The organism is Roseivirga sp. UBA838, assembly GCF_002296035.1.
GTDB classification, from domain to species: domain Bacteria; phylum Bacteroidota; class Bacteroidia; order Cytophagales; family Cyclobacteriaceae; genus Roseivirga; species Roseivirga thermotolerans.
Genome location: NZ_DBHC01000034.1, coordinates 54,191 through 70,863, shown reverse-complemented (window position 1 = coordinate 70,863; position 16,673 = coordinate 54,191). Strand labels below are relative to the sequence as shown.

Below are 16,673 nucleotides of genomic sequence, written 5' to 3'. Positions count from 1 at the left end.
TTACTCCTCCTCGTTTTTGTCTCTTTTGGGTTGAACTCTTGGCTTCAATACCGGCCTTGCCGCTTTTTTAGGAGCCTCATCGTTGGCCTGCTGTTCGTCCTCTTCTCCTGAAGGACGCCTGGGCTGCACCTTTGGTCTAAATACAGGTTTTGGCTTAGCTTTTGACTCTTCAGAACTGCCAGTCTCTTTGGGTTCTTCCGTTTTCTTTTGAGGTATTTGCGGTTTTACTGCCACTTTGGGCTTAGCCCCCTGCACTCTTGGCTTAAAGGCAGGCTTTGCACCTCCTATTTTCGGCTTGGCCGGAGTTTCCACTTTGGGCACAGCCTCTTTACTCAAGGCTTTAGCCGCCTCCTTTTGTTTATTAAACTCTTCAAGCTCCTTCTTTTTCTGCAGTATCTCCATGGGAGTCATGGTGGCAAATGGCACGTTATGCTCAGCAAAATCGAAAGCGCTAAAATCATACTCATCGGTCATGGTAAGGCATTCGGTAGGGCACACGGTAGTACACAACCCACAGAAACAGCATTTGGCCATGTCTATATTAAACTTAGCCGCATAAATACGTTTTGGGGTTCCGTCCGATGTTTTGCCGATTTCCTCAACCGATCTGAGAGGTTCAATTTCAATGCAATTAACCGGGCATACTTTGGCACACTTATCACAGACTATGCAGTCATCGATCTCGTTGTGCAATTTGTATCTCCCATGATCCGGCACAGGGAGCTTCTCTTTAGGATACTGCGTGGTGAAAATGGCATTTTGCTTCTCAAAATAGTTCTCGGCCAGAGGAACTATGGCTGTACGCTGGTTACGGGCATCTTTCATATGCCGGGCAGTAACCTTAAGCCCTTCTTTGAGGGTTTTAGTAGCCGTTTTTATGTTTCTCCAATAACCTTTCATAGCATGAGCAGCCTCCAAACTGCACATAACAATACCAAAAGTATAGATGCGGGAGTTAAATACTTCCAACTCAGGCTCATGAGCTGATCCAAACGTAATCGTGGGTAAGTCCAGCGTATCCACATTTGAACCGCCACTAAAAACAAAGCTTTGGAAATCATCCAAAAAGCTCCCCAAAGATGCCCCGGCCAGGTGCCCGGAATCCCGCTCGTCCACTCGGCAAGTCGTACGCCCCCTATATTGGGGAAAGGACTATTCCAGCCCCCCAAAAACAGAATGCTCGCCAAAAATGCCACCAGAAGCATCATTCCATATTCGGCCAGCATAATCATAGACCAACGAAAGCCCGAATACTCTACATGAAAGCCCGCCACCAGTTCCGATTCGGCCTCAGGAATATCGAAAGGAGCCCTGTTACTTTCTGCCAAAGAGGCAATAAAGAATATTACAAAGCCAATGAGAAGAAGTGGAGAACGCATAATGTTCCAGGTTAAAACTCCTCCAATATGAGTAGTTTCTATACCCAAAGCTTTTATGCCAAACAGGTAGTTGGCCGCCTCGGCCTTTTGATGCCCCCACCAAATGCCCTGCTGGTAAGTAATTTCCTGTAAGTTGAGTGTTTGGGCAATAAGCACCACACAAACCACCATGAGTCCAAGGGGTATTTCGTATGAAATTATTTGTGCCACAGAACGCATTGCCCCCCAAAGCGCATACTTACTATTGCTCCCCCAGCCGGCCATGAGTATCCCCACAACATCAAGCGACACAATAGCCAACAAATAGAAAATACCAATTTGGGCCGAAGAGCCTGAAAAACCGGAGGTAAGTGGCAAAACCGCGAATCCGGCAAATACTGCAGTGAAAATAATGACTGGAGCCGGCTTAAACAGTTTTCTGTCGGCCTTTAGAGGAACAATATCTTCTTTTTGAATAAGCTTTAGTAAGTCGGCCACTGTTTGAAGCAGGCCATAGTAGCCTGTTTCCATTGGCCCATACCGATCTTGAATAAAAGCAGATATCTTGCGTTCAGCATAGACGGCAAATACGGTATAAACCAGTAAAAAATTAAGGAAGAATAGAAATGCGTACACGCTGAACGAAGTCCTTGGTTAATGCAAATTAAACACTTAATTCTTAGATCGGATAATCAATAGCCTACCATTTTAATAGACTACTAACACCTGCTTGTAAAATTAGTTCATGGAATCTGTAAAGAACACTTTATAATCGCTTTTTTGAGCTTATAAAAGTCCTCCTTACCCAAGCCTATTCAAGGGTTACAACTTACTCCCAAAGGATATGTTTTTCCAGAGGCACCTTTCTGCCAAAGAACAGTTCGGCCGCTTTTTCAAAAGAGGGGGTAATGTCTGACACCAGAAACTCATGCTCTCCCTGCCGCTGAGCAGAAGCCAGCCCATGCTCGGCCAGGTAGTGAGCCAGGGCTTTAGCCACAATCATAGAAGAATCAATTACCTCTATACGCCCTTCATAAAACTTATCGATCTGACTTTTAATAAGTGGGTAGTGTGTACACCCTAAAATCAGCGTATCAATATTTTCCAGAAGCGGGTCGGCCAAATACTGCTCAATGATGGCCTCAGAAATGTTATTGTTATGAAACCCTTCTTCAATCATAGGCACGAGCAGAGGAGTTGGCAAAGCGCAAAACTGTATGGAAGGATCTTTAACCTTTAGTTGATACTCATATACACCTGACCCCACTGTTTGCTTAGTGCCAATGAGCCCTACTTTTCGACCGGCATATTTGTGGGCCACATAGGCTACCACCGGATCAATCACATTGAGCACCTTGGCTTTGGAACCCACATACGCCTTCACCAGCTCATAAGCTGCTGCCGAAGCTGAATTGCAGGCTATAAGTATGAGCTTGCAGTGTTTTTGCAAAAGCACATCGCAAATTTTTACGGAATAGGCCTGAATGGTAGCGGCCGACTTATCGCCATAGGGCAAATGAGCGGAGTCTCCGAAATAAACCATGCGTTCGTTGGGGAGGTGCCTATACACGGCATTGGCCACGGTAAGGCCTCCTAGTCCGCTATCAAATATTCCGATGGGTCGATTCATTCTTGCTAAACTTGAAAAGTAGGTACTCAAAGAAAGCGTTAAATATTGTAAACGGTAAAACTAAAGCTAAAATGCTTTCTAACTTCGTGAACCATGAGACCCCGTTTCAAAAGGTGGGTGAAAATGAAAACCAAGGCAATAAAATCAACGCTTTTGAACATAAAAAAAGCCTCAGAAAATCTGAGGCTTTTGAGGGTGATCTGGCTGGGGCTCGAACCCAGGACCCTCTCCTTAAAAGGGAGATGCTCTACCAACTGAGCTACCAGATCAAGAAGTTTTTCATTGGGCAATTAAGGTCGTTTTCCTTAATTGCGGTTGCAAAGGTAAGACCTTAAAAACAAAATGCAAAAGAGAGGATTCAATTTTCTGAATTTAATATTTCTAGCTTTATTTTTAGCTCCACAACTATCTAATAGTCAAGACTTTAAAAAAGAGCTAGAGAAGGCAGATTCATTATTCAGCGTAAGAAAGTACACACAATCGCTAAGTATTTACGAGAAAATCTATCAAGAGCAAAATGAAGCATCGCCTGCCATGTTGCTCAAAATGGCCTATAGCAATGAAGCCATGGGCAACATTGCCAAAGCCCTGCTTTACCTGCACGACTATTTGCGGATTACCGGAGACGAAGAAGTGCTGGACAAGATGAAACAACTGGCCAGTGTTAACGGACTGGAAGGCTACAACATGAGCCAGTTTGAAAAAGCCAAAAAAGCAGTCGAGGATTATAAACTAGAGGTGCTGGGTGTACTCTTTGCCCTGGCGGTGTTGATCGTTGCCATGATCTATAGAAAAATCCAAAAGCACGGAGCGAAATCGCCCAGCCTGGCAGCCAGTTTGCTAATTGTTCTGGCCCTTATTTTTTATGTGGTGAACCTTAACCAAGCCAAAACCAGAGGGCTGGTAATGCAAAATAAAGCCTATCTCATGACCGGCCCTTCAGCTGCAGCCGAGTTAGTGGAAATCATCGATCAGGGGCACAGGGTAGAAATCATTGGCAAGAAAGACATCTGGTACGAAATTAAATGGAGAGGACAACGGGCCTACATTAGAGAAAACAACCTTAAAAAGTTGCTTTAACTCAAGCTATCGATCTACCTCTCCCAGCACAATATCTATTGAACCAATTACGGCAATGAGGTCGGCAATTTGCCCTCCTTTGGCCAACTCATTAATGATGGAAAGGTTCACAAAACTGGCCCCTCGTGCTTTGCAGCGCAAAGGGATATCAGACCTCCCATCGGCCCGGAAATAAAAGCCCGTCTCCCCTTTCGGGTTCTCTGCCCGAACGTACATATCTTGTGCCTTGGGGCGAATCTTTTTCGGCACCATAGCTCGTGGGTCAAAATCCCGATCTCTCTTGTGCTCCTTGGTAAGTTTTTCCAGAGCCTGTTCTATAATACCAATAGACTCATAGCACTCTTGCACCCTCACCCAGGTTCTGTCCCAGCAGTCTCCCAACTGCCCCATTTGGCCTTTACCCACAGGAACATCAAAATCAATTTCGGGATACACAGAGTAAGCATCTACTTTACGTAAGTCGAACCGAAGACCGGAACCCCTCAACATCGGTCCTGTAATGCCATAGTTGATGGCCAAATCTAAGGGTAGTACTCCAACATTGGCCGTACGATTTACAAAGATGGTATTGTCAATCACCACTTGCTCCAGCTCTTTTAGTTTGGGCTTGAGGTAGTTTACAAACTCGAGGCAACGCTCTTCAAAACCTACCGGCAAATCATAAAAAAGCCCTCCAATCCAAATGTAGTTGTACAGCATACGAGCACCCGAGGCCCATTCCAGCAACCTGAGAATATGCTCCCTGTCGCGCATCATCCAGAAGAAAGCGGTTACAGCTCCCAGATCCATGCCATAGCTGCCTAAAGCAACAAAGTGCGAAGCCAGTCTGTTAAGTTCGGCAACTACCACCCGAACATATTCTACTCTGGCCGGAATATCCTTTTCAATCCCCAACATTCGCTCAACTCCCATGGCAAAGGCATGCTCTGAATTCATCGCAGCCAGATAGTCCATGCGGTCTACAAATGGTATGGTTTGGTTGTAGGGCAGATTTTCCGCATGCTTTTCAAAACAGCGATGCAAATAACCAATATGCGGAACAACCTCTACAATCTCTTCTCCGGAGGTAATTACTTCAAGGCGAAGCACACCATGAGTAGAGGGGTGTTGCGGACCAATGTTCACAATCATTTCGTCTCGCTTCAGGTCTTCCGGCCTGAACTTCTGAGGCTCTGATTGCCTGAGATTCTTATTGTCGAATATGTATTGTACTTGATTAGCCACTAGTATTCTACTTTCATACCCCGGTAATAAGTTTGTTCCTTATAATCTTTGCGCAGTGGGTAACCTTCCCAATCGGCAGGCATTAGAATTCGCCTCAAATCCGGGTGATTGTTGAAATGAATTCCAAACATGTCGAAAACTTCCCGCTCTTGCCAGTCGGCCGTTTTCCACAAGTCTACCAGCGAATCAATAGTCGGTTTGTATCTATTCAATACCACCTTCACCATAAGATGAATATTGTTAGGGATTGAGTAGAGATTGTAAATCACCTCCATAGTTCCGGTTTCGGGGCCATTATCGAGGCCCGTAATACAGGAAAGCATATCAAAGTAAAGCTGGTTATGGGTATGCAAAAAATCCATCACCTCTACCAGATCTTCGGCAGACACCGCTAAACCTTGAGGTGTAGCGTTTTCAATCAGCTCGAATGCCTTTCCCGGAAAGCTTTTTTCAAGGAGTATTTTTATTTCTTCAGCCTTCATGCGTACCAAGTATTTTTTCTACGGCTTTCGGGGCAACAATAGTCTCACTTCTTATTTTGTCCTGAAGTTTAATAAGTCCTCCAATCAATGCTTCGGGCCTAGGCGGACATCCGGGCACATAAACGTCAACAGGGATAATGCGGTCGACCCCTTTTACCACGTGATAGCCATGCTCCCAATAAGGGCCTCCACAATTAGAGCAGGATCCCATGGAAATGACATAACGAGGCTCAGCCATTTGCTCGTAGAGCCTGCGTACTCTATCGGCCATTTTGAATGTAACTGTGCCGGCCACTATCATTACATCGGACTGCCTGGGGCTTGCTCTGGGTATTACACCAAAACGGTCCAGATCGTATGGAGTGCTCTGCGCGCTCATAAACTCTATGGCACAACAGGCGGTACCAAACCCCATTGGCCACATAGAAGATAACCTGGCCCAATTGATAAGGTCATCTAACTTGGAGATAATTACCCCTCCGTGCGTAATCTTTTGGTCGAGTAATCCCATATTACAAATACTTCTTATAGGCTTCTGCCGGAATTTTTGACTTAAAGGAGGCTGCCTTCTGTGGTGGGCGCACCCAATCGAGATAGCCCTTTCGCCAGGCATAGGCCAAACCCAGTGCCAAAACTCCAATAAAAATGAACATCTCTGTCATGGCAAACCAGGCCCATTGCCAGTCGGTTCCACGCACAAGGGCTTCATCGCCAAAAACCAGCGCCCAGGGAAACAGGTAAATAATTTCTACCTCAAACAGAATAAAGATGAGCGCAACAATATAGAATCTCAGGTTGAATTGCCCCCAGGCAGAACCTACGGTATCTTCGCCTGACTCATAGGTGGTGAGTTTCTCAAAATTCGGACGGTTGGGCCGAATGAGCCGAGAGGCCAGAAGTCCAACTACAGCAAAGAGAAGTGCTCCTAATATGAAGATGAGCAAAACACCAAATTCAGAAAGATTGCTTTCTATCATGTTTAAAAATTCAGTGGGTCATGATGCTGAAAATGCCCATTCATTCGAATTCGTTCCTTAGCCCGCTCCATTTCTTTGACCAACGGAAGCGCACGGGTTAAATGGTTAATCATATAAGTCTGTCTTTGTGACTCTCTCACCATTTGCAGCATATCATACTCCTGCTCTAAAGATAAACCTAATTTATGAGCCAATTCAAACGAATCGGTGACCAAATCTACATCTAGTTTATCTTCCATTTTCAATACCTGCACTAATTCTTTGGCCAATGTTTTTAGCTCGTTCCACTGCTCAGTGCTCGGGTCGTTAATGTTTTCTAAGCTTTCTACCTCTCCTCCGGCATAAAGCTTGTCGCCCAGTTTGTCATTAAAGGATAAAACCTGCACTGCGCTAATACAACGGGTAATAATATCCATTTCGCCTGTGGTGTAGCGCTTCACCAAACTCACTATCTCCATTTCGCTACCAAAGTCTAATACCCTATTCTGAAAAACCGGAATGACAAAGGTGCTGCCGTTGTCCAGACACTCCTGGATTAACTGTTTGTAGCGTGGTTCGAAAATATGAAGGTTGACCTGTTCGCCAGGAAAGGCCACCAACTGAAGCGGAAAGAAGGGAACAACGCGTTTTGCCATCGGAAAAAGCACTTTACTAAAAAAGCCCCTTTAAGGGGCTTTTGTTTACATGTTCTTTACAATTTCTTCTCCAAATTCGGAGCATTTGAGAAGGGTGGCTCCCTCCATTAATCGTTCGAAATCGTAAGTGACGCGTTTAGACGCTATGGCTTTTTCCAAACCGGAGTATATTAGGTCTGCAGCTTCCTGCCATCCAAAATACTCAAGCATCATGGCTCCTGAAAGAATTACAGAACCCGGATTTACCTTATCCTGACCGGCATATTTTGGAGCTGTACCATGAGTTGCCTCAAAAATGGCGTTGCCCGTAGCATAGTTAATGTTGGCTCCCGGAGCAATACCAATGCCTCCTACCATGGCGGCAAGAGCATCAGAAATATAGTCTCCGTTGAGGTTGAGTGTGGCAATCACCGAGTATTCGGCAGGTCTCAACAATATTTGCTGCAAGAAGGCATCGGCAATCACATCTTTAATAATCACCTGATGACCATCCTTCTCAATAATTTGCCATGGGCCACCTTCATAGTCTTGCGCACCATACTGATCTTTAGCGAGGGCATAACCCCAAGACTTAAAAGCTCCTTCAGTAAACTTCATAATGTTGCCTTTGTGCACCAAAGTCACTGAATCTCTCTTTTGAGCAAAAGCATAATCAATAGCCGCTTTCACCAGTCTGTGGGTTCCTTCTTCAGAAACCGGTTTAATGCCGTATCCGGCCGTATTGGGGAATCTTACTTTTTTGAATCGGGCCGGGAAATTTTCCTTCAGAAGGGCTGCAAACTTATGGGCATCGTCTGAGCCTTTTTCGAACTCAATACCGGCATAAATATCTTCTGTATTCTCTCTGAAAATCACCATGTCGCATAAGCCGGGCTCTTTTACCGGTGAGGGTGTACCTTCAAACCAGCGTACCGGACGAACACAGGCATACAAATCGAGCTCTTGTCTTAGAGCAACGTTTAAAGACCTGATCCCTCCACCAACGGGAGTAGTCAAAGGCCCTTTAATTCCTACCAAATATTCTCTAAATGCATCTAATGTAGCCTCAGGCATCCATTCACCTGTTTCATTAAAGGCTTTTTCTCCTGCCAAAACCTCTTTCCACTGAATGGCCTTTGCGCCATTGTAGGCTTTAGCCACTGCACTGTCGATCACGTTTTTGGCGGCAGGCCAAATGTCTACACCAGTTCCATCGCCTTCAATAAAAGGAACAACGGGTTGATCGGGAACATTTAGCACACCATTGCTAATGGTTATTTTTTGTTCACTCATGGTTAAGTTTTTGAATTTTCTTCACTAAAAAATATGGATGCGCAATGTAATAAAATCTACTTTTTTGATAGACTAATAGCTTTCCTTTTCATTGGGGAAGTCGCCCGACTTTACATCTTTGATGTAATGACCTACCGCATTGGTAATTACCGTCCCCAAATCGGCATATTGCCTTAAAAATCGAGGCTTAAACTCGGCATTAATGCCGAGCATATCGTGCATTACCAATACCTGACCATCGCAATCAGGCCCGGCTCCTATACCAATGGTTGGTATGTTAATTTCTTGCGAAACTTTTCTGGCCAGCTCGGCCGGTATTTTTTCCAGCACTATGGCATAGCAGCCACACTCTTCCAGCAGTTTGGCATCGGCAATGAGCTTTTCGGCTTCCTCTTCTTCCTTGGCCCTTACCGCATAGGTACCAAACTTGTATATGGACTGTGGAGTGAGTCCCAGATGACCCATTACGGGAACCCCGGCACTAAGTACGCGTACTATGGACTCTTTTATTTCGGCACCGCCCTCCATTTTTACAGAGTGGGCTCCGGACTCTTTCATTATACGAATAGCAGACCTCAGCGCTTCGGAGGAGTTTCCCTGGTATGAACCAAACGGAATATCTACTACCACAAATGCTCGGCTAACCGCTCTTATTACTGAACTGGCATGGTAAATCATTTGATCCAGAGTAATGGGGAGTGTGGTTTCGTGGCCGGCCATTACATTTGAGGCAGAGTCGCCCACCAGTATTATATCCACCCCGGCAGCATCTATAAGTTTAGCCATTGAAAAATCGTAAGCCGTGAGCATGGATATTTTCTCTCCGCGCTCTTTCATGGCCTGCAACTGATGTGTGGTTACCTTCTTTATTTCTGATTTATGGATGGACATGTCAGGTAAAATTAAAGGGGTAAATATAAGCATTTACCCCTTGGTGATACGTTTTGAATGGACTATCTACTTTTCGTTGTAGATGTGTACATCTCGCTGAGGATATGGAATAGAGATTCCTTGTTTGTCGAATTCTTTCTTCACTTTTTCGATCATATCCCAGTTAAGGTTCCAGTATTCTGAGCTATCTACCCAGGCCCGAACCGTAATATCTACACTGCTGTCGCCAAGATTGCCCACTCTCACAAAAGGAGCGGGGTCTTTATGCACTCGTTCATCGGCTTGCAAGAAGTCTAAAATGATTTGCTTGGCCTTATCGAAATCATCGTCATAACCAATACCAAAAACCTTATCCCATCTTCTTTTGGGCTCCAAAGTAAAATTGGTAATGTTGGCTCCGGCCACCGCTCCGTTGGGCAAGAAAATGGTTTTGTTATCGGGGGTTTTTAACACGGTATTAAAAATGGTTACTGAGTTTACTGTGCCCGACTGACCATTTACTTCTACAAAATCTCCCGCCTTGAAGGGTTTAATGGTAAGGATTAGAATTCCTCCTGCAAAATTCGAAAGTGACCCTTGAAGTGCCAAACCTATGGCCAAACCTGCAGCTCCAAATACTGCAATAAAACCGGAAGTTTCTATACCTACCTGTTTTACAAAAGCCAGAATAAGGGCCGCCCACAAGGCTACTTTTACTACGCCTTTTAGCGTAGGAATAAGTGTGGGATCTACCCCTTTTTTGGTGAGTGTTTTGCCAAAGGTTTTTACCAGTTTTTTAATAACCCACGACCCAATAATCAGGGTAATTAGTGCTCCTAATACCTTGAGGCCGTAGATTAAGACTGCTTCATTAATACTATTCCAAAGTTCCTGTAAAGAGGTTTCCATAATTCATTTTTAGTTAAGAAATGGGTTTAATACAAGTAAGCTGAATAGTCCTCGTCTGTCAATTGCACGTGGATATGCTCTTCGATGGTTGTGCCAAGTTCAAACCCTTTGTAGTCTACTGCAATAGGAAACCTTTTGTGGCTTCGGTTCACTAAAACGGCTGTCTGGATTTTTCTCACTTTCATTTTCAAAAAAGGATCCAGAGCATAAATCATGGTTCGGCCGGAGTTAAGCACATCATCTACCACAATAAGGGTAAAATTGGGCACATCGGGCTCTTTGGAGAAGCTCACCGTAGGCTGGCTTTGAGCCTCTTTGTCTATATCGATTCTAATAAGCTCGACAGGAATCTCTGAAATGGCTCTCACCTCACGGGCCAGCATTTCAGAAATTTTTACTCCGTTGTTATCAATACCGGCCAGGAAGATTTTCGAGGCATCGTAGTTTTGCTCGTAAATCTCGTAAGCCATTCTTCGTATGATCTGCTCTATTTGAGCTTTCTCCAGAATGCGTTTCTCAGTTGTTTGCATAAGGTCTATTCAGGGATTGGCATCACCTTACTATCCTTAAAGGTAGAGAGGATCACCATCGACTGCAAATTATCAACCACTGAGATATCGCTCACTTTTTCTAGCATAAGCTGCTGATAGGAGGCAATATCTTTGGCAATAATTTTCAAAACGAAATCGCCAGACCCGGTCACGTGGTGGCACTCTATTACCTCGTTAATCTTATTTATGGCCTCCAGAAATATCTCTATATTCTGCTTGTTGTGGCCTTTAAGGGTAACGTATACAAAAGTGCTCACTCCCATACCAATCTTATCTGTATCGAGCTTGGCATGGTAACTTTTAATAATTCCGGAGTTTTCCAGTTTTTTCACCCGCTCCAATGTAGGTGCAGGAGAAAGACCAATTTCTTTAGAGAGCTGCGCGTTAGTAATCTTCGCGTTCGACTGAAGAATATCAAGAATCTTCCGGTCGATTTTATCAAGTTTGAGGTTCACAATACTTAAGATTAACTACAAAATATAATTCGGCACAAATGTACAAAGATCAAAGAATATTTTACCAAAGAATCTAAAGAAAGCTTAAGCCGAATTATTTCCGTTTTCTTATTTCTTTTTTCAGTTCCCTGGCTTGTTCATTGACACCGTCTCTACGTTTGGAGTTGTCCCGAATGATATCTATTCTTTCGAGGGCCTCCTCAAAACGACCGGCCTGTGTAGCATACTGTGCCAGATACAGTTGAGCGTAGAGATAGTAGCCCGACTCTTCCTCATCGACCAACTGCTCTGTAAAGCGTATTGCTTGCCTCAGGTACTTCTCTGCCTCTTGGTGCCTTCCCCTTTTTCGGTGAATGTGCCCCAGAAAAAAGCTGGCGTATCTTCCGCTTACTTCTTCATAACCAACCTGCCCCTTGTCTATTCTGTTTAGAATTTCTTCAGATTCTTGCTGAGCCTGGGTGTCCTGCCCCAAAGTGTATAACATTCGGGCATAAAATCTGTGAAAGTAGGGGTTGTCAGGATACTTTTTATGAACCATTTCGGCCAGTCGAAGCGCATCAAACGTTTCGTTGGTTTCAAAAGCCTTGATGCGCATCAGGAAATAAGTAGCTTCTATTCGGGTATAAAAAGCGTTTCGGGAAACCTCATTGAGCTGCCGAAGCCCCAATTCTTTATCGCCTTTGGGAAAGAACACCAGCATGGGTCGGAGCATCGGATAAGTTTCGCGAATCCAAATGGAGTAGTAGTTAAAAAGGGCATCTCCGAACAGAATTTCCGGGCTAAAACTTTCATTGCCCTGGGTTATCTCCAGGTACTTGAGGGCGTTCTTTCCGGCCCCGGCTGCTCTGAACCAATTTTTCTTCTCTGAATGGTAGCGCCCTACAAAGCCATGAGCACCAGCTAAAAAGAAAGCAGCTTCTATGTTGTTTTCATCGGCCTTAAACATGGCCTCAGCTTTAACAATGGCCGTATCCATATAAGCCAAAAACTCATCTCCCAGTGGGCTTTCTTTGTCCAGATTGGGCATCATTTGCCACCAGGTGCTAATGCCAAACAGAAAGTATGGCAATGGGTGATCAGGGTAGTTGTACTTCATCCAGTTGAACTCAACTTCTGCTTCCCTGAATTTAAAATTGTACATGTTATCTACCGCATCTGTAATTTGCAGCTGCAGTGCCATGTTCAACAAAAGGTATTGAGTACTATCGGCCTTTGCCTGAGTGGCTTCTGCCCTGGGTAAGGCTACAAAACAAAACAGCAGGAGCCCTAAAATTTTGGTGTTCAGAAATTTCATAAGTGCAGTTGAAGCAAAATTACTGCCGCTTAGTCCAATAGCCATGCATTGATACAATTTAATTCTAAGCTTCGTCCTTAAATCGTAGTTTTACTCAAAATAGTTTCCCCATGCCCAGAGAATTCAGCAATCTTGAGCTTCAGGCCCGAAGTTGGTTTGGCTTTAACAAGCCATTGTTTTTTATACTTCTCTGTGTTGTATACCTACTGCTTTTTTATGTTCAGCAAAACTTTATTGTAGACGAAATTGCGGCTTTCAAGTTTCTGGAGGGACCTCAGGCCCTCATATTTAAAATAATCGCAAGCCTTAACATGCTGTCCATCCCTGTGGTTTATGCAATCAAGTTTACCATTGTGGGCTTTGTGCTATGGGTTGGATGCTTTATGTGGGGCTATAATGTAAACTTTTACAAATGCTGGAACATTGCCATGATTGCCGAGCTGGTCTTTTTTGTACCTACAATCATTAAAATTTTCTGGTTTATGTTTATTGAAACTGACCCCACCTACTGGGAATATGACAGTTTTTACCCCCTTTCACTCATGAATTTTTATGAATACAGTGAGGTACCCCAAAAATACTGGTATGTAAACCAACAACTCAATGTGTTTGAGTTGGCTTATTGGGTTGTGCTCACTTATGGGGTCGACTTTGCGGCCAGAAAAAAGAAATCAGTAGCCAATGCCATTGTGGCCACCTCATATGTACCGCTCTTTTTGCTTTGGCTATGGTTTTATTTGGGCGTTGCGGAGTAATTTTCAGCCACAGACAAGAGGCCATGGCTATTAATAAAAATTAACCGTTGCCCTAGTATATTTTTACTATTTTCACGCCTCAAATTGGTGTTAAATGACAGATTTTAAGAAGATAAACAACCTTACCGGGTGGGCTGTATTTCTGGTTTCTCTGATCACATATGTGCTCACTGTAGAAGAAACTGCAAGCTTTTGGGATTGTGGTGAATTCATAGCCATTGCCTTTAAATTAGAAGTATCGCACCCTCCGGGGGCACCACTCTTTATGCTGATTGGCCGCTTATTCTCTTTCCTGTCGTTTGGAGATGTTACCAAAGTGGCCTATTGGGTAAATATGTCGAGCGTATTGGCCTCGGCCCTTACTATTCTTTTCTTATACTGGTCTATTGTAATGCTGGGCCGCAAAGTGCTGCAGGCCAAAGTTGGCGAAGAAACCGATCTGCAAAAGATACTATTGGCCGGTGCGGGTGCTGTAGGTGCTCTTGCCTTTACTTTTACAGATTCTTTTTGGTTCAGCGCTGTAGAGGGTGAGGTATATGCCATGTCTTCTTTCTTCACGGCTGTGGTTTTCTGGGCCATTCTAAAATGGGAACTGGTAGAAGATGAAAGCAGAGCCAATAAATGGCTTTTATTCATTGCCTATATGATGGGTCTTTCTACCGGGGTTCACCTTCTCGGCTTGGTTACTCTACCCGCTATGGGCCTTATTTATTACTTCAAAAAATATAAAAATCCAACTTGGCAAGGTGTATTAGTAGCCTTGGGCTTCAGCTTATTCCTTGTACTGTTTATCAACTCATTTATTATTCCCGGACTACCAACAATTGCGGGTAAATTCGAAATTACCTTTGTCAATACGTTTGGGCTTCCATTTGGCTCAGGAGCTCTTTTCCTTACCATTTTGGTAATAGCCGCTATTGTTTTTGGGTTACGCTTTACCGCCAAAAAAGACATGGTAAAGCTCAATACACTTATTCTTTCTATGGCCTTTGTGCTCATTGGTTATTCTTGTTATGCCGTCATTCTTATTCGTTCACGAGCCGACCCACCTATTGACCAAAACAATCCGGAAGATGTAATGACTTTTGTTTCCTACCTGAAAAGGGAGCAGTATGGTAGCCGTCCACTCTTGCACGGACAGTACTTTAATGCTCCAATAATCGACTACATTGAAGGAGACCCTATTTATTATAAGGCCGAAGACAAGTACAAAATAGCTGACTATAAAATTGGCTATGAGTATGACCCGGAATATACAACCCTGCTACCAAGAATGTATAGTAGCTCCCCGAGCCATGAGAGAAAGTACATGGAAGTAACTGGCCTAAGACCTGGAGAAAAACCCACTTTCTCTGATAACCTGCGCTTTATGTTCCTACACCAAATTGGGCACATGTACCTGCGGTACTTCATGTTCAACTTTGCCGGTAGAGAAAGTGACATTCAGAATGCCAGTTGGCTTAAGCCTTTTGAAACCGATAAGAATGTGCCGGAGACTATAGCAAATAACAAAGGACGTAACCAGTATTACATGATTCCTTTGGTGCTGGGGCTAATAGGCTTATTCTTCCAGTTTAACCGAGATCCTAAAGGGTTTTCGGCTACATTTATGCTCTTTATCCTCACCGGGGTGGCGCTGGTTATTTACCTGAACTCTCCCCCTATAGAACCTCGCGAAAGAGACTACATCTATGCCGGTTCTTACTACGCTTTTGCCATGTGGATTGGCCTATCGGTGCTGGCACTGGGTAGCGCAGTAGCGAAAAAAGGAAAAAGCCTTGTAGCAGGAACCATTGCTTTGTGCATGATTGCTCCTGTAATTTTAGCTAAAGAAAACTGGGACGACCACGATCGTTCGGGCCGTTACTTCTCTGTAGATTCGGCAAGAAACTTTTTGGCCTCTTGTGCCCCCAATGCCATACTCTTTACAGGTGGTGACAATGACACCTTCCCACTATGGTATGTGCAGGAGGTTGAAGGCTTCCGTACAGACGTGCGTGTGGTCGTGTTGAGCTACTATGCCACCGACTGGTATATTGACCAAACGGCCACAAAAATGAACGACTCTGAGGCCTTTCCTTACTCACTCACAATAGACAACTATCGTCAGGGCACCAACGATGTGCTCTATGTACAGGAATTACCGCAGTTTCAGGGACAAGCCATTGACCTGAGGGAATATTTGGATGTGGTGCGCAGAGATGTGCCACAATTCAAACGCACCTTTGCTTCTGGTAGCGAAGTAATGCTTATTCCGGCCGAAACCTTAACCATGCCGGTAGACACGGCTGCTGTATTGGAAAAGGGTATAATACCGGACGAACTTAAGCCCTACCTGGTAGACCGAATGTTCTTTGACTTTAAACGCAACGATAACGGTGAATTACTGTCGAGAACAGTAGACAAAGGGCAAATGATGCTTCTCGATTTAATTGTACAGAACAACTGGGAACGCCCCATTTACTTTAACTACACTTCTGTAAATGCGCTGAGCTGGAATGCCGACCCTTACCTGGTGCAGGAAGGAATGGCCTACAGACTTTTGCCGGTTCGTAAACCATCGGGTATGAGGGAGCTGGTAAACACTGAGGTGATGTATGACAATGTAATGAACAAAATGCAGTTCAGAGGACTGGACAACCCAGATGCCAATCTGAACGAAGATTACAGAGGCTTTGTACAAAATCATCGCTCTATGATTACCAGCCTGGCCGATGCGCTGGTACTAAAAGGAGACACCGCCAGAGCAAAAGAGGTGCTTGATTTTGGAATGGAAAGAATGCCGGTAGAAGCCGTGCCGTACGATGTTTCTTCAATAGGTTTTGTTCAAGGCTATTTCGATGTGGGCGAAAAGGAACTGGCCGCAAAAATGGCTATGGAACTGGCCGAGCAATTCAACTCAGAGCTCAGCTACCTTCAGAACAAGCAACGATGGGGCGACTACAACTTTAGCAACAAGCTTAGAGGACTGCGCTACCTACAATTGGTATTGCAAGAAGAAGGCAAAAATGATGAAGCCAAAAGAGTAGAAGAAATGCTGAACGAGCAAAACATAAGGCTCAACATAGACCGAAGTAATTTCTAACAACATGTAAAGGCCGCCTGTTTTCAGGCGGCCTTTTTTCACACACACTTGCTCGGTTATTTGCCTCTGCGAGTCTCTTCATCTCAAGACAGTACA

17 protein-coding genes and 1 tRNA gene are annotated in these 16,673 nt (G+C 44.3%); 3 read left to right on the top strand and 15 right to left on the bottom strand.

Translation table 11 applies throughout. From position 1 onward, the window contains the following. The 4 genes from B3O12_RS12065 to B3O12_RS12050 form a co-directional block, all read right to left on the bottom strand. Positions 1 to 900 (bottom strand): 4Fe-4S dicluster domain-containing protein, encoded by a 900-nt coding sequence (locus tag B3O12_RS12065; RefSeq protein WP_286756460.1) that lies wholly within the window; start codon positions 898 to 900, stop codon positions 1 to 3. Next, positions 897 to 1,994, bottom strand: a complete 1,098-nt coding sequence (locus tag B3O12_RS12060) for a complex I subunit 1/NuoH family protein (protein WP_189628324.1) — start codon at positions 1,992 to 1,994, stop codon at positions 897 to 899. The genes B3O12_RS12065 and B3O12_RS12060 overlap by 4 nt, the downstream gene beginning before the upstream one ends. 193 nt (positions 1,995 to 2,187) lie before the next feature. Continuing rightward, positions 2,188 to 2,988, bottom strand: coding sequence for a glutamate racemase (murI, locus tag B3O12_RS12055; RefSeq protein WP_286747127.1), 801 nt, complete (start codon positions 2,986 to 2,988; stop codon positions 2,188 to 2,190). Positions 2,989 to 3,184: 196 nt separating this feature from the next. Beyond that, positions 3,185 to 3,257, bottom strand: a tRNA-Lys gene (locus tag B3O12_RS12050). 73 nt (positions 3,258 to 3,330) lie between these two features. Between B3O12_RS12050 and B3O12_RS12045 the strand changes: the two genes are divergently transcribed. Next, positions 3,331 to 4,068 (top strand): SH3 domain-containing protein, encoded by a 738-nt coding sequence (locus tag B3O12_RS12045; protein WP_286756459.1) that lies wholly within the window; start codon positions 3,331 to 3,333, stop codon positions 4,066 to 4,068. A gap of 6 nt (positions 4,069 to 4,074) precedes the next feature. Here B3O12_RS12045 and B3O12_RS12040 read toward each other — a convergent pair whose 3' ends face one another. The 11 genes from B3O12_RS12040 to B3O12_RS11990 form a co-directional block, all read right to left on the bottom strand. Continuing rightward, the gene (locus B3O12_RS12040) at positions 4,075 to 5,292 is read right to left on the bottom strand and encodes an NADH-quinone oxidoreductase subunit D (RefSeq protein WP_286756458.1); all 1,218 of its coding nucleotides are present in this window, start codon (positions 5,290 to 5,292) and stop codon (positions 4,075 to 4,077) included. Beyond that, complete coding sequence (locus tag B3O12_RS12035) at positions 5,292 to 5,774, bottom strand: NADH-quinone oxidoreductase subunit C (protein WP_286756457.1); 483 nt, start codon at positions 5,772 to 5,774, stop codon at positions 5,292 to 5,294. The genes B3O12_RS12040 and B3O12_RS12035 overlap by 1 nt, the downstream gene beginning before the upstream one ends. Then, complete coding sequence (nuoB, locus tag B3O12_RS12030) at positions 5,764 to 6,285, bottom strand: NADH-quinone oxidoreductase subunit NuoB (protein WP_189628329.1); 522 nt, start codon at positions 6,283 to 6,285, stop codon at positions 5,764 to 5,766. Before nuoB ends, B3O12_RS12035 begins: the two co-directional genes overlap by 11 nt. A gap of 1 nt (position 6,286) precedes the next feature. Further along, entirely contained in the window at positions 6,287 to 6,751 is a 465-nt protein-coding gene (locus B3O12_RS12025; RefSeq protein WP_286756455.1) for an NADH-quinone oxidoreductase subunit A, read from the bottom strand. Positions 6,752 to 6,753: 2 nt separating this feature from the next. Next, complete coding sequence (locus tag B3O12_RS12020; RefSeq protein WP_286756453.1) at positions 6,754 to 7,386, bottom strand: LON peptidase substrate-binding domain-containing protein; 633 nt, start codon at positions 7,384 to 7,386, stop codon at positions 6,754 to 6,756. A 45-nt stretch (positions 7,387 to 7,431) separates the two neighbouring features. Next, the gene (icd, locus tag B3O12_RS12015; RefSeq protein ID WP_286756452.1) at positions 7,432 to 8,658 is read right to left on the bottom strand and encodes an NADP-dependent isocitrate dehydrogenase; all 1,227 of its coding nucleotides are present in this window, start codon (positions 8,656 to 8,658) and stop codon (positions 7,432 to 7,434) included. A 72-nt stretch (positions 8,659 to 8,730) separates the two neighbouring features. Beyond that, the gene (gene panB / locus B3O12_RS12010; RefSeq protein WP_189628333.1) at positions 8,731 to 9,549 is read right to left on the bottom strand and encodes a 3-methyl-2-oxobutanoate hydroxymethyltransferase; all 819 of its coding nucleotides are present in this window, start codon (positions 9,547 to 9,549) and stop codon (positions 8,731 to 8,733) included. 66 nt (positions 9,550 to 9,615) lie between these two features. Then, complete coding sequence (locus tag B3O12_RS12005; RefSeq protein WP_286747115.1) at positions 9,616 to 10,437, bottom strand: mechanosensitive ion channel family protein; 822 nt, start codon at positions 10,435 to 10,437, stop codon at positions 9,616 to 9,618. 26 nt (positions 10,438 to 10,463) lie between these two features. Next, positions 10,464 to 10,967: a phosphoribosyltransferase family protein gene (locus B3O12_RS12000; protein ID WP_189628335.1), complete on the bottom strand. Its 504-nt coding sequence runs from the start codon at positions 10,965 to 10,967 to the stop codon at positions 10,464 to 10,466. A 5-nt stretch (positions 10,968 to 10,972) separates the two neighbouring features. Beyond that, a complete protein-coding gene (locus B3O12_RS11995) occupies positions 10,973 to 11,443 on the bottom strand; it encodes an Lrp/AsnC family transcriptional regulator (RefSeq protein ID WP_370298768.1) in 471 nt (156 codons plus the stop codon). Positions 11,444 to 11,537: 94 nt separating this feature from the next. Beyond that, positions 11,538 to 12,782 carry a tetratricopeptide repeat protein gene (locus B3O12_RS11990; protein WP_286756451.1) on the bottom strand — a complete coding sequence of 415 codons (1,245 nt, stop codon included), beginning with the start codon at positions 12,780 to 12,782 and terminating at the stop codon, positions 11,538 to 11,540. 65 nt (positions 12,783 to 12,847) lie between these two features. On the opposite strand from B3O12_RS11990, the gene B3O12_RS11985 reads away from it, so the two are divergent. Both B3O12_RS11985 and B3O12_RS11980 read left to right on the top strand, forming a co-directional pair. Next, on the top strand, positions 12,848 to 13,492 hold the full coding sequence (locus B3O12_RS11985) for a hypothetical protein (RefSeq protein WP_286747110.1): 645 nt from the start codon (positions 12,848 to 12,850) through the stop codon (positions 13,490 to 13,492). Between the two features lie 94 nt (positions 13,493 to 13,586). Then, positions 13,587 to 16,577: a DUF2723 domain-containing protein gene (locus B3O12_RS11980; RefSeq protein WP_286756450.1), complete on the top strand. Its 2,991-nt coding sequence runs from the start codon at positions 13,587 to 13,589 to the stop codon at positions 16,575 to 16,577. Positions 16,578 to 16,673: the final 96 nt, after the last annotated feature.

Excerpts from the sequence above, each read along its gene's own strand:
- B3O12_RS12020 (WP_286756453.1), bottom strand. The coding sequence starts at position 7,386 with ATGGCAAAACGCGTTGTTCCCTTCTTTCCGCTTCAGTTGGTGGCCTTT.
- B3O12_RS12000 (WP_189628335.1), bottom strand. The coding sequence starts at position 10,967 with ATGCAAACAACTGAGAAACGCATTCTGGAGAAAGCTCAAATAGAGCAG.
- murI (WP_286747127.1), bottom strand. The coding sequence starts at position 2,988 with ATGAATCGACCCATCGGAATATTTGATAGCGGACTAGGAGGCCTTACC.
- B3O12_RS12005 (WP_286747115.1), bottom strand. The coding sequence starts at position 10,437 with ATGGAAACCTCTTTACAGGAACTTTGGAATAGTATTAATGAAGCAGTC.
- B3O12_RS11990 (WP_286756451.1), bottom strand. The coding sequence starts at position 12,782 with ATGGCTATTGGACTAAGCGGCAGTAATTTTGCTTCAACTGCACTTATG.
- B3O12_RS12045 (WP_286756459.1), top strand. The coding sequence starts at position 3,331 with ATGCAAAAGAGAGGATTCAATTTTCTGAATTTAATATTTCTAGCTTTA.
- B3O12_RS12025 (WP_286756455.1), bottom strand. The coding sequence starts at position 6,751 with ATGATAGAAAGCAATCTTTCTGAATTTGGTGTTTTGCTCATCTTCATA.
- B3O12_RS12065 (WP_286756460.1), bottom strand. The coding sequence starts at position 900 with ATGAAAGGTTATTGGAGAAACATAAAAACGGCTACTAAAACCCTCAAA.
- B3O12_RS12035 (WP_286756457.1), bottom strand. The coding sequence starts at position 5,774 with ATGAAGGCTGAAGAAATAAAAATACTCCTTGAAAAAAGCTTTCCGGGA.
- panB (WP_189628333.1), bottom strand. The coding sequence starts at position 9,549 with ATGTCCATCCATAAATCAGAAATAAAGAAGGTAACCACACATCAGTTG.
- B3O12_RS11980 (WP_286756450.1), top strand. The coding sequence starts at position 13,587 with ATGACAGATTTTAAGAAGATAAACAACCTTACCGGGTGGGCTGTATTT.
- nuoB (WP_189628329.1), bottom strand. The coding sequence starts at position 6,285 with ATGGGATTACTCGACCAAAAGATTACGCACGGAGGGGTAATTATCTCC.
- icd (WP_286756452.1), bottom strand. The coding sequence starts at position 8,658 with ATGAGTGAACAAAAAATAACCATTAGCAATGGTGTGCTAAATGTTCCC.
- B3O12_RS11985 (WP_286747110.1), top strand. The coding sequence starts at position 12,848 with ATGCCCAGAGAATTCAGCAATCTTGAGCTTCAGGCCCGAAGTTGGTTT.